This is a genomic window from Flavobacterium johnsoniae UW101 (assembly GCF_000016645.1).
Lineage (GTDB): Bacteria > Bacteroidota > Bacteroidia > Flavobacteriales > Flavobacteriaceae > Flavobacterium > Flavobacterium johnsoniae.
In genome coordinates this window covers 3,919,348-3,943,401 of the sequence record NC_009441.1, presented here as the reverse complement: position 1 = coordinate 3,943,401, position 24,054 = coordinate 3,919,348, and the positions used below count along the sequence as shown (strand labels likewise).

Sequence of the window (24,054 nt, the reverse complement as noted above, 5' to 3'; positions counted from 1 at the left end):
TAAATGCGTAAATTGCATCAATGGATTTACAGCAGATTAAATATTTTCTGGCTCTGGCCCGCGAACTTCATTTCTGGAATACTGCCGGAAAAATGAATATTACACAATCGGCTTTAAGCCGTCAGATTCAGTCTCTTGAAAACCAGCTTGGTGTTCAGCTTTTTGAACGTAATAAACGAAATGTCAAGCTTACGTCAGCCGGCAGATTTCTTCAGGAAAAATGGGAAGTAGAACTCAGTAAACTGGAGTATATACATCAATCGGCGCGTCAGATTCATTTAGGCGAAAGCGGTACACTTACCATTTCTCATCCGGATTCTATTTCGGCTTCAATTATGCCGGATATTTTATCGCGTATTTCTGATGCATTTCCCAAATTAAAAATCAAACTGGTTCAGGTTTTGTATGAAAACCAGCAGGAATTTCTCCGCAATTATAAAATCGATCTGGCGATTACAAGAGATATTAATCACGCCAGAGATATAAAATCAGAAAAAATCTACACTGATAATCTAGCAATTGTAGTTCCAGAAAATCATCCTTATCAAAAGCCCGAAGATCTTACGAAAGAATCATTGGCAAATCAAAAATTTATACTGCCTACTACAGATGAAGGAAGCAGTTACAGCGATTTAATACAACGATTGTTTAACTCTTTTGAAAATGCACCCGAAGTTTATCTTCATTCTGAATTTGGTTCGGCTATAATTGCTTTGGTTCGAAAAGGACTTGGTATAGCGATATTACCGGATTCGTATGTTTTTCATGAAATTTCAGGAATCAGATTTATCAAACTTCCTTTAGAAACTGATCTTTATATCAATTGGAGAGCCGAAGATCATAATCCGGTTTTGGCCAATGTTTTAAAACTGGTTGTTCTTTAAACTTGTATTTAAGCTCTCAGCATTTCAATATGCGGAATTCCGTCTTCATCATATTGTTCTCCCTGCTCAACAAATCCTAATGACTGGTAAAATTTTGATAAATGATACTGTGCACCAATTCTAATAGGACCATTTCCAAATTTTTGCTGACAGCCTTCTATTGCAGCTTCCATTAATTTTACTCCCAATCCTAATCCGCGGTGAGAGCTGGCAATAACAACTCTGCCTATAGAAATTTCCTCAAAAGATAAACCAGCTGGAACCAGCCGTGTGCTTCCGGCAAATTCGTTATTTACATAATACAGCAAATGAAAACTTTTCTGGTCTTTATTATCCAAGTCAAGGTAAGCACAATTTTGTTCTACAACGAAAATCTCGCTTCTTAAACGAAGCAGATTGTACAATTCGTTATTGGTTAATTCATCAAAAGATTTAATACAATAATTTAAGGTCATATTCTAAGTTTACATTTTTGACAAAGATAAGACAGAGAGTAATGATATAAAATGCTTATTTTTTATCAAGTAATGCATGAAATGCATTAATCGAAAATAAAAAAACACTTCAAAAAACTTAATGCTTTTTGAAGTGTTTTTTATTTTGTAAAAGAAGATGAATTATTTAATTGTAATGGCCATATTAGGAACTACAATATCTCCAGTTGTGCCAGAAAATCTTTGGGCAAAAACTTCAATGTAATCATTGTTTACTAACTCGGTTGTAGCATTTAATGGTAAAACGACAATATCATTTAAAGCCTGGCCTCTTCCATAAATTTTATACTGGCTTATAACTGTTCCATTTTTGGCTATATAAATTATATGAGTAGCTAACCCTGGTACCTGAAAAGAAATTGATCCTGTAATTTGAAAAATCCTTTTCTTTTTCCCTACATATCGAAGTCTGTTTGCCGCATCGGTTGAAAACCTAAATAAATTAGAATAAGTTGTAGAAGGTGTTCCGGTTGCTCCAATTTTCACAATATTACTTGGATTCGAAGAATTAAAACTCACTGCAAGACCAGTTCCAACAGCATAATCCATTGAAAAATCTCCAACTGCATTTGCATCAGTTTCAGTTGGAATTCCGGCAGATCGCACATTCCAGCTGTTATTAAAATTATATCCGGTAAAAGATCCTGTTGTATATCCCTTAACATAACCAGCTGTGTTTGATCCTGTAAAAACTACCGATTCTAATACAGCATCACCAGTTATAGTAAGTCCTGATGTAGAAACATCAAACCCTATAGCAGTTCCATCTACCTGACTAAAACCTCCTTGTTTTTCAATAAGTGTAAAAGTTCCTGTAAACTTTTCATAAGTTCCATTATTGTTGTTTAGCCAACCTGTGTTACTAAGCAGTAATTGTGAAATATTATTATAGGTTACACCATTTGTATTTCCGGTATACTGAACAATACTAAGAAAGACCAATCCAAAACCCGATATAGTCCCTACGTTTGCAGAATTTGCAACAACAGAATCTCTAAAAATCAAATTTTCTGTTGCTGAAGCATTCAGGTTAAAAACACTTCCCGTAGCCGCACGTAATGTAACACTTTTAATACCGCCGCCTGTTGCACCTTCAAAAAGGTTTCCTGTAGGTCGAAACAAAACATCTTCATTTGGGTCAAGGCCTTGTATATAGGCATTATTTAAATCAATAGGGAAATTAAAAGAAACTGTTCCGTTAATTTCATAAAGAGTGTTGGTGTTTAAAAGATATTTTGATCCTCCGCCAGCTGCAAGTTCTGCAGCTAAAACTACGGCAAGATTGTCGGTGCTTCTAATACGCTTAAAATTTAGTCTTGGATTAACGCCACTAGTAATACTAATCCATGTAGATGTTGCTCCAGAGTAGAAATGAAAAGCTTTTAGATCTGTATCATAAACTAATAAACCATCTGCAGGTGATGCGACAGCATTTCTTTGAGCAGTAGTCATTCGGGGTGTAAGCATTCCCTGAGTAGTCGATGTAATGTCTAGAACAGAACTTGCATTAGGTGTTACAGTTCCAATTCCGATTTGAGAATGTCCTGAAAATGAAATCAAAAGAAATAAAAAAAACAGGCATTTAAAGTAATTTTGTGGGCTGTATTTTATCATAATTTTTGGTATTAGTTTATTTGAGTCGTTATAGTCTTTAGAGATGATTTAAATTAATTTCGGGAATTTGAAATAATTACTTTTTGGGATATTTTTTCGTTATCGTCTGTTAGAAATACAGCAATGTAAACTCCATGGCTTAAGCCAGATGTAGAGAAACTATAGTTTTGTTCTGTTCCTAAATTGTTTTTGAATAAAACTTTTTTGCCAGATATATCATAAAGACTGAAAGATTTAAAATTTCTCGTGTCTGGATTAGAAGCTTTTAAAAGCTGATTGTAATTATCCTGAGCTATAAAAAAGCTGGATTTATTATTGTCATCAATGCCGAGTGTTTCATTTTTAAAAGCAATCTTAAATCGGTCATTATAAACCCCAGATGCAAGAGTGACTTCATAAGAACTGTTTTTTATATCATGATAGGAAGAATCCAAAGCATCATACAAATAAATATTTTGGGAAGGATCAAAATTTGTAATTATAGGCACAGAAAATTTGAAAGTACTGCTGGCCGTTGCCTTTACATGAAGCGGAATTTTTTTTGATACATCAAAATTAACACCTTGAATTACATACCCGGCATCTTCAAGCCAAAACAAAACATCGTTGGGTAAATCATCATCCATACTAAGAGCATCCATTCCTGCATCGATATTATCTGTTGCTTCTGGAAGAAATGCAAGGGCAATTTGTCTTGTAAACTGATTGTTTATTATGGTATTTATTTTGAAGTGCGGAACATCTGTAATTTCATCTTCCTCATCGGTTTTTTTATTTTCATTAAGTGTTTTTACTTTAGAAGGTTTTTCAAATTGTGAGGAACCTGCAGCTTCTTTTACAAAAATGCGGTGAGAGTTTCTAAAAGTAACTGTTCCGCTCGTGTTTCCATAAATAATGAAACCTTGACCTATAGGCGAATATCTGCGTTCGATTACAATTCCCGATGGAGATCCCACTGTATTTACTGTACCATCTCCATTATAACTATTGAAAGTAGCAGCGGTATATACACCATTTGTATTTACACTCATAGGGGCATAAGCGCCATAACCAGCACGATAAGCAGCTAAATAATGAGAATTTGTGGTTTTATCCTGTTCCCAAAAATAGGCAATTCTGGTACATGCACTATTTGACGGATCTAACAAAAATGCATTAAGATGCAGAGCAGAAGGATAAGGATTACCTGTAAGAGTGGAGGCTCCTGCAGCTCCAACAGAAACAGAAATATTACCATCATTTGGTTTTCCCCTAAAATCATATCGCTGCGAACTGCCGGGATTATTTACGATACTTGTTCCTTCCGGATCTGCCGTATCTGTGCCGCTTGTTCCTTTCATCGTAAACCCTTCGCCTGGCGCAATAGTAGAAGCACTTCCTACTTGAACCCACTGCCAATAACTGTCTGCGTTGGCTAATTTATAAATCCAGCGGGAAGCTATGGCTAACGGATTTGCTGTTCCATCAAGGCTTGAGAGAGGAAGAATTGTGGCAGGAGTAGAAGCAGTTACAGTCGAAGGTCGGTTAAGCAGGGCAATTCCAAAATTAGTATTTCCTGCTCCTGCAGATGGCGTACCGACTGGAGAACACCAATAATTGTACTCGAAATTATCAGATGTTCCTTCCTGATAAACTGAAATTGTTCCTGTTCCTGAATTTGTTGAAGTACCGCTCGTACCTTGAAGCAGCTGCGAATTATTCCGTAAATATACATTAGAGTTTGCAGCTAAGTTTATACCTTGATTAACAAACAATACTTGATTTTTTACATAAAGAGGTGTAGTGGCTCCTACATATATTTGAGAAAAAACATTAATCGAAACCAAAAGAAATAAGGTAGTAATTTTTTTCATTAATTTTTTTATTAAAAATTAGAGAGTAGGTGTAATAAAAATCTTTGATTTGAATAAATACAAATCACTCAAAAAAAAGCCTCAGAAAAATGCTTTTTAATGTTGTTGTTATATTCTGGTAAAGTCAGGAGGTTTGTTTAGAGAGAGGTTTGAGAAATAATTTAGAACAAAAAATAAACATGGGCGGGTAAATATCTTCATATCATTCTTAATTTACGGTTTGAGGCGAAATCCTTAAAAAAAAAGATCTTAAAAGAGATGTGTAAAAGTTTATTCTTACTACAGTTTATTTGAATTTAATACTCGTGAGAAAAACCTTAGCTTCAAATTTAATTTGATTAAAGATTTATTTTTTACAGAATTATAAGTTAATATTTATATAATTCCCATGTTTGTAATTAGTTATGACATAAAAAAAATCCATTTCTTATGAAATGGATTTTTATTAAAATGCAAATGTTCTATTAATGAGAAACCGCTTTAAGCCCTACGATAGAACTTACTAAGGTTACAAGAAAAAACAATCTCCAGAAAGTTGCCGGTTCTTTAAAAACAAATATTCCCATTAACACAGTTCCAACCGCACCAATTCCTGTCCATACGGCGTATGCAGTTCCCATTGGGAGCGTTTCGGTAGCTTTTATCAGCAGCAGCATACTTATTGTTAAAGAGGCAAAGAAACCAATATACCAATAATACATTTCCATTCCTGCGGTTTCTTTTGCTTTTCCAAGGCAAGTTGCAAAGGCTACTTCAAAAAGGCCTGCAATAATTAAAATAATCCAGTTCATATAGTTAAAATTTATGATGCAAAGTTCCTTCTCTCAATTCAGAAAAAATTTAACAAATGATAAAAAAGTATTTTATTTTAATTCAGCCCGTATTCTGCTTAAGCTTACTTGTGTAATACCCAGATAAGAAGCAATATGTCCTAACTGAATTCTTTTAATAAGTTCAGGATTGTTTTTTAAAAGATCTATATAACGTTCAGAAGCATTTTTAAAAAGCTTGGATATCAATCTTTCTTCGGTTTTTATAAGTTCTTTTTCGGCAAATTTTCTGCCCCAGTTGGCAATGTGAATGTCAGAATTAAACAATCGTTCTAAATCGGCTGTTTTTAATTCATACAATTCGCATTCTTCCAGAAGTTCTATGTTTTCATAACCATTTTGGTTTTCGACATAACTTTTCATCGAGATAATAGTTTCTCCTTCTTTACCAAACCAAAAAGTAACATCATTATTATCGTCATCAATATATGCCCTTACAATTCCTTTTTTAATAAAATAAATGCTGGATTCTACTTTGCCTGCTTTTAGTATTATATTTCCTTTTGGACGTGTTATTAAATTGATTGTCAGTAATAAATCTTTTTTTGATTGTTCTGGTAACTGATATATATGGTCGAGAATTAGAGAAATATCCATTTTAGGGTATGATTCGGTTTTTAAAACAATAAAGTTCTTATTATTCAGGATAAAGTTATTAAATTTGATAGAAGACAAAAGATAAAATCGTATTAAATAACTCTATTGCAAGGTTCTTTCTTTCACCCTGAACCTTTATTTTAATTTTAATTTCTGTCTTTATGCCCCGTTGATTATGTTTTGAAATTGTTTGAATTTCATAAGTAAATGTTTCTTTTCTGTTATTTTAAGGAAGAAAGCTGTTTTAATTTTACAACTTAATAATCTAAAAAAATATGAATACAAGTAACACAAAAGCATTTGGTACAAAAGCAGCAGACGCATTGCTGGAAGAAATGACAATTGCACGCAGAGAGGTTTTGGCAAAAGATGTTGAGATCGAAATTTTATACTGCGGTGTATGCCATTCTGATTTACATACAGCCAGAAATGACTGGGGAGGAAGCCAATATCCGGCAGTTCCGGGGCATGAAATTGTAGGAAGGGTAACGAAAGTAGGAAACGAAGTTACGAAACTTAAAGTCGGCGATTTAGCAGGAGTGGGCTGTATGGTTGATTCTTGTCATACCTGCGAAAGCTGTAAACAAGATTTGGAACAATATTGTTTAAACGGATTTACAGGAACTTACAATGGTAAGGATAAAAATATTGGCGGACACACTTTTGGCGGTTATTCTGAGAAAGTGGTAGTTGATGAGCATTTTGTTTTAAAAGTGCCTTCAAATTTAAATTTAGCTGCTGTTGCACCTTTACTTTGTGCAGGAATTACAACCTGGTCACCTTTGAGACACTGGAAAGTTGGGAAAGGAAGTAAAGTTGCTGTTGTCGGCTTAGGCGGACTTGGACACATGGCAATTAAACTGGCAAAAGGTTTAGGTGCCGAAGTAACTTTGTTTTCAAGAACTCCGGATAAAATACAAGATGCAATCGATTTGGGCGCTGATTCTGTAATTATTTCTACAGATGACCAGCAAATGAAATCAGTACACGGAAAATATGATCTTATTATTGATACAGTTCCTTATGTACATGATGTTAATCCTTATGTTTCTACTTTAAACATCAACGGAACTCTTGTATTAGTTGGTTACTTAGGAGGTTTAGAACCAATTTTAAATTCAGTGCCAATGATTATGGGAAGAAAATCTGTTGCGGGTTCTGTAATTGGAGGTATTGCAGAAACACAAGAAATGCTTGATTTTTGCGGTGAACATAATATCGTTTCAGAAATTGAAATTATTAAAATGCAGGAAATCAACGAAGCGTATGAAAGAATGCTGAAAAGCGATGTAAGATATCGTTTTGTAATTGATATGGATTCTCTTAAATCTTAAATAAAGATTAAAAAGGCAAAAAAGGCTTTCTGAAAATTATTTTCAGAAAGCCTTTTTTATTTAGATGAATGAACCTTTCGGGATGAAATATTTATAGATTAATTATCCGTGAGCTTCTACCGAAACATCATTCCATTCTTCCCATACTATTAATTTTTGTTCATAGTTCTGTTTTACAAATGGCAGAGCTACTCTTCCTAAAAATAAACGTAATGGAGGATTTTCACTTTCAACTAGTTTTACAATCGCCGGAGCTGTTGCTTCTACAATTCCGAAATCATTTTCTGATTCTGAAAAGGCTTTTTTAAGACCATCATAAACCGGGTTGCTTTCGCTGCTTATTCCGGTATGCCAGATATTCGATGCATACCCGTTTGGTTCTACCAAAGTAACATTGATTCCAAATTGTTTTACTTCTGCAGCCAGAGTTTCGCTTAAACCTTCAATAGCAAATTTTGAAGCGTTGTAAAGTCCCATGGTTGGTAAAGCCGCTAAACCTAAAATTGAAGAAACCTGAATAATGTGTCCGCTTTTTTGATTTCTCATAATAGGTAAAACAGCTTGAGTAAGCCATAAAGTCCCAAAGAAATTAGTTTCAAACTGCGCTCTGGCTTCATTTGGAGTTGCTTCTTCAATTGCTCCGGTTAAGGCATAACCGGCATTGTTGATTAAAATATCAATACTTCCAAAATGGTTTTGTACTTTTTCAACAACTGATAATGATTCTTCGCGATTGTCTACATCTAGTTTTAAAGTTAAAACCGATTGACCGTATTTTTCTTTTAAATCATTTAAGGTATCTACGTTACGGGCTGTCGCTGCAACGTTATATCCTTTTGTTAAAAATGTTTCTGCCCAGGTTTTTCCAAAACCTTTTGATGCTCCTGTAATTAAAATTGTTTTTGACATGATGTTTCTATTGTTGTTAATTAATGTTTATTGTTGGTTGTTGGTTGTTGGTTGTTGGTTGTTTGCCATTGCGATTGTTATTTTTATTGTAATTTAAAAATGACCTATCGGTCATTTTTTTGATAAAAAAAATTAGATAGTGTTTTGTTCAATTAAATTTTTAAGCGTTTTGGCTACGATTTCCATTTTATCATTACTGCCAGAAACTCTGGCCATTAAATGACCGCCTTCTAGCATTGCAAACATTGCAGTGGCAAATTCTGACGGGTTAAAATCTTTTTTAAATTCTTTATTGGCAATTCCTTTTTCTATAATGCCGGATAATAATTGTTGTCCTTGTTTAATAGCGCTGTTAACTTTTTCTTTTACAATTGGGTTCGTGTCATCAGCCTCAGTTCCGAAATTCAATAAAGGACAGCCGCCAATAACGGGCGGGTGAGTAGGATTGCTGAAAAAATCAATATAAGCAAATAAAGCTTCTTTAGATGTTGAGCTTCCACTTAAGGCATTTTGAAGTTTAGAGCTTAATATTTTCATATTATGATCGACAGCAGCGCAGGCCAATACTTCTTTATTTTCAAAATGAACATACATGCTTCCTTTAGACAATTTGGTTGCCTCCATAATATCGCTCATAGAAGTAGCTGCAATTCCTTTTGTGTTAAAAATAGGAGCCGCTTTTTCTATAATAAACTGTCTGGTTTCTTCACCTTTTGCCATGATAGCTGAATTTTACACTGCAAATATATGACCGATTGGTCATAAAAACAAATATTTTTAAACTTTTTTATTTTTAGGATATTTTAAACCCCAAAAAAAGCGTGCCGTTAAGCACGCTTTTCCAATAGCTTAAGCCTTATTTTTAATGGCTTTCACTATTTTCAAACCCCAGAATTGTAATCATATAAGGTGTGTTCGAAACTTTGATTTTATTTACAATTGACATTTTTTCAAAACTCAATTGTAACAATTCTCCTGTTGATGGAGAAGTAATGTAAGCAAAGTGCTCAGTTAACTGTATTTGCGGTTTTAATGCTGCATCGTTTGCAGTTTCACCAATAATTTTAGCTTCTTTTTCAACCTGCAGACTGTTTAGGTTAAATAACTTAAATTCACCTGAATGCAGTAAAACACCTAATTTTTTATGGTTGTAACTTACTTTGCACTGCATAATAGTTGTGTTTTGGATAATAGGTTTTATAGTTCCATTTACAACATCAATTAAATATGCACCTTTTGCGGCAGTAAAACCAACAAATTTTCCGTTGTAATCTGTTTCTAAAATAGTTCCAAACCAAGCTGTTCCAAAATCTTCTGGAAAAGCAATCAGTTTTTGTTTTCCGTTATTTTCTACAACTAAAACACCGCTTGCAGAACCAAAAACGGCATAAGTTCCGTCAGAAGCATTTCCATGAATTCCCTTTGTAGCAAGAGTCGGTTCAAATAAAGTTTTACCTGTATTATCAATAATTTTTACTTTTTCAGGAAGAGTCCCTGTAACCGAATTATCTTTTACTGTAATAGCATACGTTCCGTTTCCAAAAGCGGCCATAGCACCATGATGTGCCAAAAGTCCGGCGTTGATGGTTTTGAACTGCGCCCCAGCAGTATTTACATCCTTTTCTTTTGCAACAGATAAAGTTCCGTCACCATCATTAAAAGTCAGGATTTCTCCAATTTTACTTTTAAAATGCGTTGGAAGAGCCGATTGTCCAGTTAAAGCACCAAATTGCGGTTGTCCGTCAACATCAACATGATCGCCGTGGCTTTCAAATCCGCTGTCAAAAGTTTCTACCGTATTATCCAGTCTGTGAACAATTCCTGCATATCGTCCGGATTCGGTTGTATAAAGTGAAGATTTTGCGAATTTAGCATTAAAGAAAGAAGATGTGGCATCAACCGGATTTACAAGCGTAAGCTGTGTAGTTTTTTCATCAGAAAGTAAAATTCTCAGATATTTAAATTCCGTTAATGCTTCATCCGGAGTTTCAGGAGTGGTATCGTCATCATTGCTGCAGGAAACGGCAAAAAGCGATAAAGCAAATAAGAAAATCAGTTTGAAATAAGTTTTAGTCATCGTTAAAATGTATTTAGGGTTAATATTTACTTGATTTTAAAAGTTTATTGTAATAGGCATCGATTTATAGACGCTCATGTTGTAAGAAGTATTTTTGTACAGTACAACCCAGTTATATTGACCAGATTCCCAAGCCTTTTCAGCAGTTATAGCATTTCCTTCATTGTCTTTATCAGCGCCAAGAACAATACTCTCACCGCCATAGACATCATTTATTTTTTGAAGCGTTGTAATTTTTGATGCAGGTCCAAGATCTTTATACTCTACTTTTGAAATAATGATTACTTTTTTTAGATCCAGATTGTCAATGCTTTCAGGGTGATAATTAAGGCTTTTTTTAATCAAAACAGAATACAGTATTCCGTTGCCCATAATCTGGCTTATTTGTGCATGAGCCGTTAGTTTATCATTCTTCTTATAGATTAACTGAGGTTCAACCCAGGTTTCCATATAATAAATCAGATCGTCATTTCGCGAAAGCATGTCCCGCCCAATAACCGGATCAACGGGCATATTGGCAGGATCTGTAATAGTAATGGTCTCTTTAATTTCGAGCACCGTTCCGTTTTCGTCGGTTACAATAAATAAAAAATCAAATTTACCTTCGGCAGCATCGGCGGGAATGGTAAAGTGTTTATGAACATTGGTGTTTTTTGTTCCAATGTATTCCGGCCAGGCAAATTCGAGTTTCCAGTCTTTAGAATACGTTTCGCCGGTTTTAGGAAGTATTTTTAATTGTACATTGGCAATTTTGTTTCCGGCAGTGACATCGGCATTAAAATGAAAATCACGCCCAATTAAAGCTTGTTTATTATCTGCCGTTCCAATTTCAATATTTTTGGCAGTTGGTTTTAAGACTTCATTATCATCACTGCTGCAGGCAGTAAAGACAGAAGTTGTCAATAGGAATAAAAAAAAGGATTGTACTTTTTTCATGGTTTTGAGATATTAAAAATTTGTTGTTTTTATTGATGAATTAAAAAAGGAACTTTTACAGAAAGAATAATATTTCTGCCCATTTCCGGAAGTTCTATAAGTCTGTAAAAGCTTGTATGATTCAGGTATCTTGTATTAAATAAATTCTGGACCTGAAGCGAGACAGCAAAATCCTGCTTTTCGGCTTGTAATTTTGTTCCTAATGCGAGATTGAAAACATGACTGCTTTCTGTTTTTTTTTCGGGCGGTACAATCTGATTTTGCTGAGCCGTAAAACGATAATCGAGCGAAAAATAAGTTTCTCTTAAATTCTTGATTTCGGGATTATAACTGAGTCCAAATAAAACCGAAGCAGGAGGAGAGAACGGAAGCGTATATCCTTTTTTACTGCCCGATAATTGTTCAGAATAAAGATATTCTGCCAAAATCTCACCGCTTAGATTTTTTAGAAACTGATAATGTATCTGTAACTCGCTTCCGTAACGCATAACTTTACTCTGCTGATATTCAAAAACCTGATTTCCTGCTCCATAATAAATATCATGTTGTGAGGTTGGGTTTAGGTAAATGAAATTTGGGAAATAATTAAAAAACGGACTCAGCTGCACAGACCATTTGCTTTCCTGCCAGTCGATACCAAGATCCAATTGATACGAACGCTCGGCATCAAGATTTGGATTTCCTTTTTCAAATCGGAAATAATGATAATTGACACCATTTGAAGCTAATTCTTTCGCAATTGGCATTCTAAAACTCGTTCCTGCATTGGCTTTAAACGAGAACTTGCCCGGATTGTAATTTATCCCTGCTGACCATGTAAAACTTTTAAATGTTTTGTTTAAATCTTCAGATCGTTTTAAATATTCCTGAGTTGTCTGTCCGTTTTGTGTCACATCACTTTTAAACCAGTCTGTATGTTGTTTCATTTCGATTTGGCCATAATCCATTCTCACGGCTCCGTGCAGTATCCATAAATCATTCAGCTGTATTTTATCATAGGCATACAATCCTGTATTCAGCTGATTAAAAGCGGGAATTAGAAAACTCCAGCCGTTAATTTCATTTTGCTGTTTTTCTCCGTTTAAGCCAACTGTAAATTGATGTCTGTCAACAGAAAACCCATCTTTTACAGAAACCGAAAAAACATCTTTGTCGTATTGTCTTTCCAAATCCTGCGGTGCATACATATCTGCAGGATAAATTGGCGGCATATAACCATGATTTACATAATGACTCCATTCTCTGCGGAAATTCTTCTGAAAACCCAATTGTGTCTGCAGCTGATGATTTCCTATTTCAAATGAAGTTGTATTACTGATTTTAGTATGATTAACTTCCTGAAAAGGCATTAAAATATCACGACTCGATTTATCATGAAGTTCAAGATTTACATTACGAGGTTCAAGTCCGTGTGCATTCGCAAAAAAGCCGCTTTTGGTATGTATATTACTGAAATACAAAACCGATTTGAACTTTTCGCCCACAAATCCTGTACTGGCATGCAAATCCAGTTCACGTCCAGCAGTATTACGCAAATGATTTTTGTATAAGGGCACTGTATAATTGTAAACCTGAACCTTATCAGCTGGAACCCTGTAATCGCCATAATCCTGTGATGTAATTCTGGTATCGAAAAACCAGTTTTCATTTCGTCCAAACAAATTCAGTGAACTTCCAATTTGTTCATTATTATTTTTGGCTGTAAAATCTACATTACCGCCCAAAGTATTTTTTTTAGGAAAGGGCACAGGTTTGATATTAACTGCACCGCCAATAGCATCAGAACCATAAATAAATGACAAAGGACCTTTTATAATTTCCACCCGATTAACAGCATATTGATCGATTTCAAGCCCGTGATCTGCGCCCCATTGCTGGCCTTCGTGTTTAATACCGTTTTCGACTACAATAACCTGATTAAAACTCAGTCCGCGAATCAATGGTTTTGAACCTCCTGAACCTATCGAAATGGTTTTAACTCCCGGAATTCGCTGTAAGGACTGCATCAGGCTTCCGCCGAGATTCCGCTGAATAAAATTGCTGTTTACCGTTTCGGTATTTAATGATGCTTCTTTCTTGGCGCGTTTTTCTGACTGGTCTTTAATCACTACTTCTTCAAGTTCTTTTATTTCCGAATTGGTGTTCTGAGAGTGGACTTGTGTCAAAAAAGCAAAGCAGAATAACACAAAAATCAATATGCTGTTTGATTTATTTTCAATCATTAAGCGGTTTTATAAAATTTTAATACTTAAGCCTTTAATAGTCTGCCAGCCTTCTTTATCAGTCAAACGAATCATAAAATGATAATCTCCCGGATCAATATCTTCCGGAATAGTGATTTCCTGAACTGCTTCATATTTTTTTAAACCTTCGGGAATGGTAACCGAATTAATGTAAAGCAATGGTTTTACAGGTTTTTTTACCGGATCTGTTTCGCAGTCTGATACTTCGGTACTGTGCGTATGATGATCGAAATTGTGATGAATATCAACACTGTACGACCCTAATGCGGCATTGTCGCTGAATGCGGCACGAAAAGTAATTTTCTGTCCTCGATTCATTTGACTGCATTGCACAGGAAATGCGTTTGAAGCCGAAATATCAATTACAGGATATTCTGTATCAACAGAATCATTGTCACTGCTGCAGGCTGTAAATACCAGAAAGCCGAGAACTAAAGCGGCAATTTTTTTTGCAGTTGTTATTCTGCTCCATTTAATTTGGACTTTTTTCATATAAATTATTTTGGGATTACTGGGCGATAACAGCTTTTGTCCGGATTTTAGAATTGGACATAGTAATTCCTTCTCAGATGCAGAAGCGCTGAGAGAAATCCAAATACAAAATTGAATTGTATCAGGTTACAAAAGCATGTTTTTTGAAGTGAGAAAAAGTCATTGCATCAGTCAAAAAAAGATGAAATTCTATTTAAGAATGCCAGTTTTTTACTGAATAAGTTTTGGAATGTTACTGATTCTGCTCAGATTTTCTGAAAAGATTAAACTATTACAGACAATCAAAATTGTGCCTGTTAGTTTAACACAAGCCAATAGATTCCTGGTAATTTAGAGTTTAAATACTAAGCAAAACATAATTCTTCCTTTTAGGAATGACTATTTCTGCTTAAATTCTGGGAGGAGCCCGAAGTGAAAACAAAGCACCTTTAAAAAAACTAGAATAAGATTTAGAATAGAAAACAACAAAAGAATTTATACTGCTGTTTTTGTAAAAGGTAAAGGGGGCAAAACTAAAAGTGGTAACAGGGCTGAATTTAAAATGACAGATTGCACATTCTTCTGAATGCTTTTTAATTTTAAATTCAGTTTTTGCTGTATGATGCAGCTCTGTTTTTTTAGAATTTGAATTGTGATTGTGGATGTGTTCATAAGAATGTATAACCGGAAATAGTATCGCAAACAATACTATCAGCGGGAAGAGAAGATTAATACATTTTAATTTCTTTTTCATTCAAATGAATCTGCAGCTAATTAATGCCACAGAGTTACAAATATAAAATTCTTATTTGTAAATGCAACAATGTTTCAGTAAAACTTTTTCAGAAAAATAAAAGCCTTAAAAAATCCAAACTCTTGTTAGATCTTTTAAGGCTTTACAGTAATTAAAATTTAGTTTTTTATTCTTTGTATAATATGATAACAGCTTTATAGCCGGTACCCACATTCCATTGGCTCGATTCTATAACTGCTCCTTTATCATCAAAAACCTGAAATTCGGCAGTATTTGGCGAAGCAGAACCTTCATTTAGTGCTTCAAAATCAATTTTATTAATTCCTTTCACCAGATTTATTTTAAAACCTTTAAATTCTCCGTCTAATAAAACTTCAGGTTCAATTACCTTATCATTTAAATACACTCTGATTTTATCGCCGTCAACAAAAGCGGCATCCCGATAACGAACAGTAGAAACGGCTCCCTTTGTGATAAAACCTCCTAAATATTCATTTCTTCTGTAAAAGATACCTTCAACATTAGCTTCTTTTTTATATAAAGCATTATTCTTAAAAAGTTCTTCGGGATTTATTTGTAAAACAATTGGATCTTTTGCCAGTGCAGGCGGTTCTGCAGATGGATTAGTTTCTGGCGGAACCACTTCCTTAGTTTCTGATTTTTTTTGCTGTACCGGCTGGTATTTTCCTTTAAGCTCATCTTGTGAATATACTTGCAGGGAAGCGGTAATTATAATTAAAAACAATATTCTTTTCATACTTTATTTTTTATTTATCATATAAATGTGCTGTTAATTAAGCACATCAACTCTTGGTAATAAAAACAGCTAAATAGGGCATTTATTGCCTTTGAGAATAATTATTTTGCGTTACTACAAGATACGAAAGAAAGTAAAATGAACATAAAACTTTGTTTCAAATTATAATATGAAACCTAATTGAGGCTCTAAAAGTAATTTAAAACTGATAGGTGGTGATAACTTTGATAATGTTTTGAAGTTTAACCATTTAAATAAATTTACATGAAAAAATTATCAGTTTATATTTGTTTGATTTTTTTGGCTTTGATCAGCTGTAAAAAAGAAACAGAAGTTACAAAAAGTACCGACAGTTCTGTAGATTTAACTTCGGATTATGAATTTACAGGCGGTTATCCAACCGAAGCGACTATTAAAAAAGCTTACGATGATGCCGATTTAACTCGAGCAATACAGGCTTATAAATTTTTCTATCCAACGGTTTCCGGTGAAGGTCTGGTAAAAGGGAATGACAGCATTAAAATTATTCCTAACAAATCATTTGGAACTTTAGACACCAAACCAGGACAAATTGGTTTTACTCTTAATTCAGATACGCCTTACGGACCAATTCCTATTGATTTATCAGACGGTCCAATGGTTATAGATATCCCAAAAGGACCTCTTATTGTTGTAGCAATGGATGTCAATCAACGCTGGGTAGCCGATATGGGAATTCCGGGACCTGATGCTGGCAATGGAGGAAAACATCTGCTATTGCCTCCTGATTATAAGGGTGTCGTTCCTGCTTCGGGATATCATGTCTGGAAATCTTCATCAAATAATTTAACTGTAGGCATACGCTCGCTTCCTGTTGGCGGTGATGTAAATGCGGCTATAACACGTATTAAAACGGTTAAAGTATATCCGTTAAATAAACCGGCAAACTGGAAAGAGCCAGACTGGCTTGATCTTACTAATAAACCTCAAAACACAACACCATTAGGATGGGAAAATAACATAAAATACTGGGAAAATTTAAATGATGTTATTCAGCGTGAACCAGTTTTTGAAGGATATAGAAACTATTATGGAGAATTGGCGGTATTAGGAATTAAAAAAGGAAAATCATTCAGTCCTGATGCACGTATGAAAGCAATACTCGAAAAAGCCGCTAAAATTGCTAATGCACAAATGCGTGTACAATCTTTTGCTGATCGTCGTGAAGACCGTGTAGTTTGGAAAGACCGCCAATGGGAATGGGTGGCACTTCGATTTGAAGACGGCGATTTTAATACTCCTGATTATGTAGATCTTGATGGCAGGGAAACCTGGTTTTATCAGGCAATTGGTGCTTCGCCGTCAATGTTTAGAAGAAAAGAAGGCGGAGGATCTTTATACTGGCTTGGACTTAAGGATAATACAGGGAAATATGTAGACGGAAGTAAAACATATAAATTAACAATACCAACACCTGTACCTGCTAAATTATTTTGGTCGGTTACCATTTATGATGCTAAAACGAGAAGTCAGGTTATAACAGATCAAAATAAAGCCGCGCTTCGTTCTTTATTTGAACTAAAAAATAAAATAGGCGGTAAAACGGTTGACTTATATTTTGGACCAAAAGCTCCGGCCGGAAAAGAAGGTCAATGGATTAAAACAATTCCAAATGTGGGCTGGTTTGCTTATTTCCGAATTTACGGACCAGAAAAAGACGCATTTAACGGAAGCTGGAAACCAGGTGACTTTGAAGAAGTAAAGTAACACTTTAAACCATCATACTATCATGAAACAACTATTTAAACTTTTGATATTTTTGTTCTGTTCCTTTTTAATGGCACAGAATCCTCCTAAAAAACAGGAAGAAAAGAAATTTGGCGGTGATATTAAACTCGATATTCGGGATTCAAAAGGCGACTGGCCGGCATTTCTGGAGACAAAAGCTCCAAAAGATGCCCCAAACGTACTTATTATTTTATATGATGATACCGGTTTTGCTGCATGGTCACCTTATGGGGGGCGTATCAATATGCCCACTATGGATGAACTGGCAAAAAACGGATTAACGTATACGCAATGGCATACTACATCGGTATGTTCGCCTACACGTTCTACACTTTTAACAGGGCGTAATCATCATCAAAACGGATTTGGTTCTATATCAGAATCTGCGGTTGGATTTCCGGGCTACAGCGGGCATATCCCAAAAGAAAATGCTACACTTGCTACTGTATTGCGAGAAGCCGGATGGTCGACTTTTTGGATTGGTAAAAACCATAATGTTCCTGTAGATGCACTTGATATGGCTTCTTCTAAAGAACGCTGGCCTCTTGGACTTGGATTTGATCGTTTTTACGGATTTATTGGAGGAGAAACTAACCAGTGGTACCCAAGTCTTATAGAAGACAATCATTTTATAGAACAGCCTTCTCAACCAGAAAATGGTTATCATTTAAGCAAAGATTTGGCAGATAAAGCAATTGCGTATATTCAGGATTCAAAACAATCAAAACCAGATAAGCCTTGGTTTATGTGGTACAATCCGGGAGCAAATCATGCACCGCATCATGCACCAGCCGATTATATTGCGAAATACAAAGGAAAATTTGACGATGGTTATGAAGCTTACAGAGACTGGGTTTTAAAACGTATGATCGATAAAGGAATTCTGCCAAAAGGAACAAAAATGACACCTTTAAATCCTATGCCGAAAGGTAAATTTGCTGAAAGCGATATGGTAAAACCATGGAATAGTCTGACTGCCGATGAAAAAAAATTGTTCAGCCGTATGGCCGAAGTGTATGCGGCTTATTCAGAATTTACAGATGCTGAAGTAGGGCGTGTAATTAAATATCTAAAAGATTCAGGTCAGTTTGATAATACTTTGATTATGTATTGTGCTGATAATGGTGCTTCTGCAGAAGGTTCGCCAAATGGTTCGGTAAACGAGAATAATTTCTTTAATGCCTATCCGGATGACATGAGTGTTAATTTAAGCATGATTGATAAACTAGGTTCAGAAGATACTTACAATCATTATCCAACAGGATGGGCAGCTGCTTTTTCGACACCATTTAAAATGTTTAAAAGATATTCTGGCTACAGCGGAGGGACTGCTGATCCTCTTGTAATCTGCTGGCCAAAAGGAATTAAAGCCAAAGGTGAATTAAGAAGTCAGTATTACCACTGTACCGATATTGTACCTACAATATTAGAAGCCTGCGGTTTGACGATGCCGGATGTAGTAGATGGTGTCAAGCAGACACCCCTTGCAGGTGTTTCTATGATAAGCAGTTTTAATAATGCAAAAGCGCCAACTGCTAAAAAAGTACAATATTATGAAATGGTAGGCACAAGAGGAATCTGGAAAGACGGCTGGAAAGCTACAGCTGTTCATGGGGCTTTACCCGTAAATATTGGAAATTTTGATAAAGATCAATGGGAGTTGTATAATGTAGATGCTGATCGTTCAGAGTCTACAGATCTTGCAGTAAAATATCCTGATAAAGTAAAAGAACTGCAACAAATTTGGATGGACGAAGCAAAAAAATACCATGTACTGCCGCTTAATGATCTTTCTATTCCTGAATTTCACAAATTAGAATATCATAAAGAAGTTCCGGCTGATGGTCGATTTATTTATTATCCGGGAACCACAGAAGTTCCTGAAGCTTCTGCCGCACCAACTCTTGGACGTTCATTTAAAATTCTGGCCGAAGTAGATTTTACTAAAGATTCAAAAGGAGTTATTGTATCTCAGGGATCACGTTTTGGCGGTTATAGTTTGTTTGCAAAAGACGGAAAACTGACTTATGTCTATAATTTCCTCGGTCTTGCGCCAGAACAGGTTTTAAGCACTTCAATTCCTTCTAGTGGGAAACATATTGTAGGTGTTGAATTTATAAAAGAAAAAATGAGTGACAAAAACGAGACTTTAGGAAAGATGAGGTTGTATTTAGACAATAAAGTAGTTGACGAAAAACCTTTTCGAACTCAGGCAGGACATTATTCACTTTCAGGAGAAGGTTTATGTGTAGGCCGTGACAGCGGTGATCCGGTAAGTAAACAATATAAAGCCAAATTCGATTTTACTGGCGGTAAAATTGCAAAAGTAGTTTATGATGTTAGTAATGATGCTTATCAGAATGTTGAGAACGAATTTAAAGTAAAAATGGCAAAAGAGTAAAATGTGATTTCATTAGAGAAATATTTAAACTTCAAGACTATGTCCTTACCTGACGAACTATATAATGTCAAATTTGCAGAATATTTTGAATCAATGAGAAAGATGTATTTGCTTGATTCCAGATTTAAAACGATGTGTGATGATTATTGCGAAAGTATTGTAAATGCTGAAATTTATAAGAAGAAATTTGAAAAAAACTTTCGTCAAAAACTGGAATGCGAGAACCTTGCAAAAGAATTAGAAGAAGAAATATTATTTTATATTGTTAGGAATAGTTCATAAAAAGGAAATTTTATAAAATACTTACAACCCTAAAAAACGTCGCAAGACGTTTTTTAGGGTTTATAAACTAACTAAACTGGATTAATTGTTTTTACGATTTAATTTACAGCGGTAAATTCTTCTTTTACCCATTTTACTTCATTGTTTTCTATGGTAACAGAAATTGTATCGCCGTCTTTTACTTCTCCTGAAATTATTTTTTTTGCCAAAGGTCTTCTTAAATGACTTCTGATAATACTTTTGATTGGTCTTGCACCATATTTAGCATTATATCCGTTTTCAGCAAGATAAAGTTTAGCCTCCATGGGAATTTCAACTTTAATATTGATGTTTTTTAATAAATCCATGAACTCTTTTTTGAGATGGATTTCGAATATTTTCAATGCATTTTCTTTACTGATAGGGGCAAAAGGTACTATTTCAGTTAAACGTCCTAAAAATTCAGGTCTGAAATAATTCCCCATAATTTCCATTAAAGAACCAGATGTTGGAATTTCGCCGTTATTAAAAGTATTTACAATATGATCTGCCCCAATATTTGAGGTAAAAAGTATAATAGCATTCGAAAAATCACCTTCTTTTCCTAAACGATCATGTAGTTTTCCTTCGTCCATAATTTGAAGGAATACGTCAAAAACAGAAGGATGTGCTTTTTCAATTTCGTCAAATAAAACAATAGAATAAGGTTTTTGTCTGATTTTGTTCACCAGCAGACCGCCTTCTTCATAACCTACATAACCAGGAGGCGCACCGTAAAGAAGCGCTGCTGAATGCTCTTCTTTAAACTCAGACATATCAAATCTAATGATGGCATTTTCATCCTGAAACAGAAACTCGGCTAAACTTTTGGCTAATTCTGTTTTTCCCGTTCCTGTTGGTCCAAGAAAAAAGAAAGATGCTATAGGCTGTCCGGCTTTGCTTAATCCGGATCTTGCCTCTAAAATAGAGCCTGCAACCGTTGCTATACAATGATCCTGTCCAATAACTCTTCGGTTTAGAACTTCCTCAATATTGTTTAGTTTCTGTTTTTCTTCTTCCTTAAGTTTTCCTGCCGGAATTCCGGTTTTTTTAGCAATAATCAAAGACAAATCAAAAGCTTCAATATGAGAGCGTTTATCAAGTGCCTTTTCTTCAAGCGTTTTAATCAGGTTTTCAATATAATTTAAGATCGATTCTGATGTTTCAAAATTTCTTTTTTCATTTTGTTCATCAACATCCATCAAAAATGTTGTTTTGTTTATTAAATCAACCAGAAACCAATTGTATTCTTTTATCAATTGATCTTCAGATAAATTGCTGGTATTTTCTTTTAAAAGATTTAATCTGTTGATAATAGATTGTTTTTCATTAAGAAAAGTTTCTCCTGAAGTTTTTAAAACCGACATCGTATGATCGATCAGATTAATTGCAGATTCAGGAAGGCTTTTTTCTTTTAAATACCTTCTGGATAAGCGGATAGATTCTGAAATGGTTTCATCGTCTATTTGTATTTTATGATGTTCCTGATAGGTTTTGATAGATTCGCGAATCATTCTGAACAAAGTCTCATCATCAGATTCTTCTAATTTAACGATCTCAAACATTCCGGAAAGTCCTTGTTCTTTCTCAATTCTTTTTGAAAATTCATCGATTGTTGAGGTCGCGATAATATTTAATCCTTTTGCCAGTTCGCCTTTAAGAACATTTGAAACGCCGGAATCTCCTCCGTTTTTATCGAGTAAAATATGAATTTCTTCAATAATTAAAATAGCTCTGGGGTATTGTTTTAATTCCTGAATGCAGTTTTTTAAACGGTCTTCAATTTCGCCTTTGTATGAAGCTCCGGCAATAAGAGAAGATAAGTCGAGTTCAAAAAGCTGTACTTTGTTTAAAGCATCCGGAACCTGATTTGTTATTACATTTTGAACAAGAGTATCAATTAAAATCGATTTTCCAATGCCTCGGTCGCCTATAAGCAGAACATTAGGTTTAGAGAATCGGCAGAGAATTTCTTTTATGGCATTCAATTCGGCTTCACGCCCAATTGCAGGAATTCTTTTTTTATTTTTCTCCAGATTTTTATGGATACAGTATTTGCTTAAAAAACCTTTTTTTACTTCTTGTTTTGCACCACTCTCAGTTTGCGGAATAACTATCTGATCTTCTAATAATTCATTTCTTGAGATAGGATAAGACTTCATTTGATCGAAATTGAAACCTACACCCGGAGAACTTAAAGCAATTATCACGGCATAAAGACTAATTTCATCTTCATTAAGTGCTATACGTACTGATTCGGCCTCTTTTATAATCTCATCAATTAAATCACTTGGCTCAGCATCAAGAACATGAGTAGTTTTTGGTTCTTCTTCAATTCGTACTTCTGCCCATTCATCAAGATAATAAACATCTTTGCCCATAGCTTCAAGACGTTTTAAGAGTGATAAATCCCTGTTTAAAACTGCTTTTAACAAATGTGACGCCGAGTAATATTTATTTAAATTGGTTTTAGCGATTTTCTTCGCAATTTCTAATGCGCTTAATAATTCTGCACTGAAAACGTTTTTTTCTTCTTCCATACCAAATTTAATCTTTAGACCATACCAGATATTTTTTTACTTTATAGCTGATATTTAATCCTTTAATGCAGTTAGTTTGTTTGTCCTTGTTTAAGCGTATTGACTCAATTTTTATTTTTTTTCCTTTTACAGAAGCACATAATTGTGCAAAAGTTAAGAGATCTTTATCATTTTTTACAACCGGAATATCCAGATCATCACATAAAAACTCAGCAAAATCATCTTTAACTTTACTGCCTTCGGCTACTTTTTTAAACAAAATTTCAAACTGGTCTTCAGACATTTTAGGTGCTTTTTTAGTCGTGGCAACAGTGTCTTTTACAGTTTTTGCTTTTGGAGCAACCGGAACATATTGCAGCATTTCTTCAAGCGGATCTTTTTTAACAGGTCCTCTTGGCAAAGCAAAAGCTTCGGCTTTTTTCTCAAATTCATAAGAGCTTACATCCAGCGGATTCGTCTTTTTTATAACTCGTGGATGCACATAAATTATCTTTTTTGCCACACGGCTGAAATCTCCGTTTATGACTAAAGTAATCGTTTTTTCGCCCGGCGTGATAAAGCTGTAAACAGGATTAGAAGAGGTTTCATCAATGCCTTTATTTTCACCAAATGCCCATTCCCAGGTTCTGGCATCATCAGAAATTGATTTAAAATAAGCGGGCTGTCCAACAGTAATAGTTTTGGGTACAATAATTTTTGGAGTGCCTATTTTATCTGCAGCAAATTTATCCTTTATCGTGATCTCTTTTGTATGGGTGCAATTACCGTTTATTGTTAAAGAAACATAGTATTTTCCCGGATTTTTATAGATGTGAAAAGTGTGTTTTCTGACATCTTTTTCTGATCCGTCTCCAAAGTCCCAAATCCATGATTTTGCGTTTGGAGTTTTGTCGTAAAACTCAATCGATTCTTCGGATTGAGAATGGTCTGCAAAAATATAAAATTTAGCATCATCACAGTCGACATGATTAAAAAGCTGCACTATAAATGCAATGATTCCAGCTAATAAGAGAATTGCGAAAAAAAACACAACCCTGATATCAATATTTTTTTGATTCATTTTTAGACTTTGGATATTTTACTATTAGTAAGATAATTTTAACAAAAAACGGAAGCAAATGTAGTTTTAATTATTTTAAAAAACTTAATATTTATCATATAAATTTTACAAAAAATATTTGTATTCTTACAAAATATTTTGTTAGGTTTGTAACCACCTCGTTCCAAAAAGTAAATAAATTCATAATAAACGAGTTATGTTCAAAAATGAGAATTTTCTCAGGGTTAAAAATG

The 24,054-nt window shown here is 34.6% G+C and carries 19 protein-coding genes; 5 read left to right on the top strand and 14 right to left on the bottom strand.

Translation table 11 applies throughout. From position 1 onward, the window contains the following. Positions 1-20: 20 nt before the first annotated feature. Positions 21-884, top strand: coding sequence for a LysR family transcriptional regulator (locus tag FJOH_RS17100; RefSeq protein ID WP_012025284.1), 864 nt, complete (start codon positions 21-23; stop codon positions 882-884). A gap of 8 nt (positions 885-892) precedes the next feature. On the opposite strand, the gene FJOH_RS17095 is transcribed toward FJOH_RS17100, so the two are convergent. The 5 genes from FJOH_RS17095 to FJOH_RS17075 all read right to left on the bottom strand — a co-directional run bounded on the left by FJOH_RS17095 (position 893) and on the right by FJOH_RS17075 (position 6,272). After that, positions 893-1,339 carry a GNAT family N-acetyltransferase gene (locus tag FJOH_RS17095; RefSeq protein WP_012025283.1) on the bottom strand — a complete coding sequence of 149 codons (447 nt, stop codon included), beginning with the start codon at positions 1,337-1,339 and terminating at the stop codon, positions 893-895. Between the two features lie 162 nt (positions 1,340-1,501). After that, positions 1,502-2,992, bottom strand: a complete 1,491-nt coding sequence (locus FJOH_RS17090; RefSeq protein WP_012025282.1) for a hypothetical protein — start codon at positions 2,990-2,992, stop codon at positions 1,502-1,504. Positions 2,993-3,045: 53 nt separating this feature from the next. Continuing rightward, positions 3,046-4,845 (bottom strand): T9SS type A sorting domain-containing protein, encoded by a 1,800-nt coding sequence (locus tag FJOH_RS17085; RefSeq protein WP_012025281.1) that lies wholly within the window; start codon positions 4,843-4,845, stop codon positions 3,046-3,048. Positions 4,846-5,309: 464 nt separating this feature from the next. Continuing rightward, positions 5,310-5,636 carry a DMT family transporter gene (locus FJOH_RS17080; protein WP_012025280.1) on the bottom strand — a complete coding sequence of 109 codons (327 nt, stop codon included), beginning with the start codon at positions 5,634-5,636 and terminating at the stop codon, positions 5,310-5,312. Between the two features lie 72 nt (positions 5,637-5,708). Next, the gene (locus FJOH_RS17075; protein ID WP_012025279.1) at positions 5,709-6,272 is read right to left on the bottom strand and encodes a Crp/Fnr family transcriptional regulator; all 564 of its coding nucleotides are present in this window, start codon (positions 6,270-6,272) and stop codon (positions 5,709-5,711) included. Between the two features lie 275 nt (positions 6,273-6,547). On the opposite strand from FJOH_RS17075, the gene FJOH_RS17070 reads away from it, so the two are divergent. Continuing rightward, positions 6,548-7,606, top strand: coding sequence for an NAD(P)-dependent alcohol dehydrogenase (locus FJOH_RS17070; protein ID WP_012025278.1), 1,059 nt, complete (start codon positions 6,548-6,550; stop codon positions 7,604-7,606). Between the two features lie 102 nt (positions 7,607-7,708). Here FJOH_RS17070 and FJOH_RS17065 read toward each other — a convergent pair whose 3' ends face one another. The 7 genes from FJOH_RS17065 to FJOH_RS17030 form a co-directional block, all read right to left on the bottom strand. Further along, entirely contained in the window at positions 7,709-8,515 is an 807-nt protein-coding gene (locus FJOH_RS17065; protein WP_012025277.1) for an SDR family NAD(P)-dependent oxidoreductase, read from the bottom strand. A 132-nt stretch (positions 8,516-8,647) separates the two neighbouring features. After that, complete coding sequence (locus FJOH_RS17060) at positions 8,648-9,235, bottom strand: TetR/AcrR family transcriptional regulator (RefSeq protein WP_012025276.1); 588 nt, start codon at positions 9,233-9,235, stop codon at positions 8,648-8,650. A gap of 142 nt (positions 9,236-9,377) precedes the next feature. Next, on the bottom strand, positions 9,378-10,592 hold the full coding sequence (locus FJOH_RS17055; RefSeq protein WP_012025275.1) for a hypothetical protein: 1,215 nt from the start codon (positions 10,590-10,592) through the stop codon (positions 9,378-9,380). A 36-nt stretch (positions 10,593-10,628) separates the two neighbouring features. Beyond that, the gene (locus tag FJOH_RS17050; protein WP_012025274.1) at positions 10,629-11,528 is read right to left on the bottom strand and encodes a DUF4625 domain-containing protein; all 900 of its coding nucleotides are present in this window, start codon (positions 11,526-11,528) and stop codon (positions 10,629-10,631) included. A gap of 29 nt (positions 11,529-11,557) precedes the next feature. Continuing rightward, entirely contained in the window at positions 11,558-13,750 is a 2,193-nt protein-coding gene (locus FJOH_RS17045) for a TonB-dependent receptor (protein ID WP_012025273.1), read from the bottom strand. A gap of 9 nt (positions 13,751-13,759) precedes the next feature. Further along, positions 13,760-14,263: a DUF4625 domain-containing protein gene (locus FJOH_RS17040; RefSeq protein WP_012025272.1), complete on the bottom strand. Its 504-nt coding sequence runs from the start codon at positions 14,261-14,263 to the stop codon at positions 13,760-13,762. A gap of 899 nt (positions 14,264-15,162) precedes the next feature. Next, the gene (locus FJOH_RS17030; protein WP_012025270.1) at positions 15,163-15,753 is read right to left on the bottom strand and encodes a hypothetical protein; all 591 of its coding nucleotides are present in this window, start codon (positions 15,751-15,753) and stop codon (positions 15,163-15,165) included. Positions 15,754-16,017: 264 nt separating this feature from the next. Here FJOH_RS17030 and FJOH_RS17025 point away from each other — a divergent pair, with 264 nt between their 5' ends. The 3 genes from FJOH_RS17025 to FJOH_RS17015 are packed head-to-tail and all read left to right on the top strand — an operon-like array spanning position 16,018 to position 20,203. After that, the gene (locus FJOH_RS17025; RefSeq protein WP_012025269.1) at positions 16,018-17,499 is read left to right on the top strand and encodes a DUF1254 domain-containing protein; all 1,482 of its coding nucleotides are present in this window, start codon (positions 16,018-16,020) and stop codon (positions 17,497-17,499) included. Between the two features lie 22 nt (positions 17,500-17,521). Next, the gene (locus tag FJOH_RS17020; protein WP_012025268.1) at positions 17,522-19,921 is read left to right on the top strand and encodes an arylsulfatase; all 2,400 of its coding nucleotides are present in this window, start codon (positions 17,522-17,524) and stop codon (positions 19,919-19,921) included. A 39-nt stretch (positions 19,922-19,960) separates the two neighbouring features. Continuing rightward, positions 19,961-20,203, top strand: a complete 243-nt coding sequence (locus FJOH_RS17015) for a hypothetical protein (protein ID WP_052295196.1) — start codon at positions 19,961-19,963, stop codon at positions 20,201-20,203. A gap of 98 nt (positions 20,204-20,301) precedes the next feature. Here the strand turns inward: FJOH_RS17015 and FJOH_RS17010 are convergent, their stop codons facing one another. Beyond that, positions 20,302-22,761, bottom strand: coding sequence for an AAA family ATPase (locus tag FJOH_RS17010; protein WP_012025266.1), 2,460 nt, complete (start codon positions 22,759-22,761; stop codon positions 20,302-20,304). A gap of 7 nt (positions 22,762-22,768) precedes the next feature. Next, positions 22,769-23,821, bottom strand: coding sequence for a PKD domain-containing protein (locus tag FJOH_RS17005; RefSeq protein ID WP_012025265.1), 1,053 nt, complete (start codon positions 23,819-23,821; stop codon positions 22,769-22,771). Positions 23,822-24,054: the final 233 nt, after the last annotated feature.

Bases quoted from the DNA above. Each gene is read 5' to 3' on its own strand.
- FJOH_RS17100 (WP_012025284.1), top strand. From the start codon at position 21: ATGGATTTACAGCAGATTAAATATTTTCTGGCTCTGGCCCGCGAACTT.
- FJOH_RS17095 (WP_012025283.1), bottom strand. From the start codon at position 1,339: ATGACCTTAAATTATTGTATTAAATCTTTTGATGAATTAACCAATAAC.
- FJOH_RS17090 (WP_012025282.1), bottom strand. From the start codon at position 2,992: ATGATAAAATACAGCCCACAAAATTACTTTAAATGCCTGTTTTTTTTA.
- FJOH_RS17085 (WP_012025281.1), bottom strand. From the start codon at position 4,845: ATGAAAAAAATTACTACCTTATTTCTTTTGGTTTCGATTAATGTTTTT.
- FJOH_RS17080 (WP_012025280.1), bottom strand. From the start codon at position 5,636: ATGAACTGGATTATTTTAATTATTGCAGGCCTTTTTGAAGTAGCCTTT.
- FJOH_RS17075 (WP_012025279.1), bottom strand. From the start codon at position 6,272: ATGGATATTTCTCTAATTCTCGACCATATATATCAGTTACCAGAACAA.
- FJOH_RS17070 (WP_012025278.1), top strand. From the start codon at position 6,548: ATGAATACAAGTAACACAAAAGCATTTGGTACAAAAGCAGCAGACGCA.
- FJOH_RS17065 (WP_012025277.1), bottom strand. From the start codon at position 8,515: ATGTCAAAAACAATTTTAATTACAGGAGCATCAAAAGGTTTTGGAAAA.
- FJOH_RS17060 (WP_012025276.1), bottom strand. From the start codon at position 9,235: ATGGCAAAAGGTGAAGAAACCAGACAGTTTATTATAGAAAAAGCGGCT.
- FJOH_RS17055 (WP_012025275.1), bottom strand. From the start codon at position 10,592: ATGACTAAAACTTATTTCAAACTGATTTTCTTATTTGCTTTATCGCTT.
- FJOH_RS17050 (WP_012025274.1), bottom strand. From the start codon at position 11,528: ATGAAAAAAGTACAATCCTTTTTTTTATTCCTATTGACAACTTCTGTC.
- FJOH_RS17045 (WP_012025273.1), bottom strand. From the start codon at position 13,750: ATGATTGAAAATAAATCAAACAGCATATTGATTTTTGTGTTATTCTGC.
- FJOH_RS17040 (WP_012025272.1), bottom strand. From the start codon at position 14,263: ATGAAAAAAGTCCAAATTAAATGGAGCAGAATAACAACTGCAAAAAAA.
- FJOH_RS17030 (WP_012025270.1), bottom strand. From the start codon at position 15,753: ATGAAAAGAATATTGTTTTTAATTATAATTACCGCTTCCCTGCAAGTA.
- FJOH_RS17025 (WP_012025269.1), top strand. From the start codon at position 16,018: ATGAAAAAATTATCAGTTTATATTTGTTTGATTTTTTTGGCTTTGATC.
- FJOH_RS17020 (WP_012025268.1), top strand. From the start codon at position 17,522: ATGAAACAACTATTTAAACTTTTGATATTTTTGTTCTGTTCCTTTTTA.
- FJOH_RS17015 (WP_052295196.1), top strand. From the start codon at position 19,961: ATGTCCTTACCTGACGAACTATATAATGTCAAATTTGCAGAATATTTT.
- FJOH_RS17010 (WP_012025266.1), bottom strand. From the start codon at position 22,761: ATGGAAGAAGAAAAAAACGTTTTCAGTGCAGAATTATTAAGCGCATTA.
- FJOH_RS17005 (WP_012025265.1), bottom strand. From the start codon at position 23,821: ATGAATCAAAAAAATATTGATATCAGGGTTGTGTTTTTTTTCGCAATT.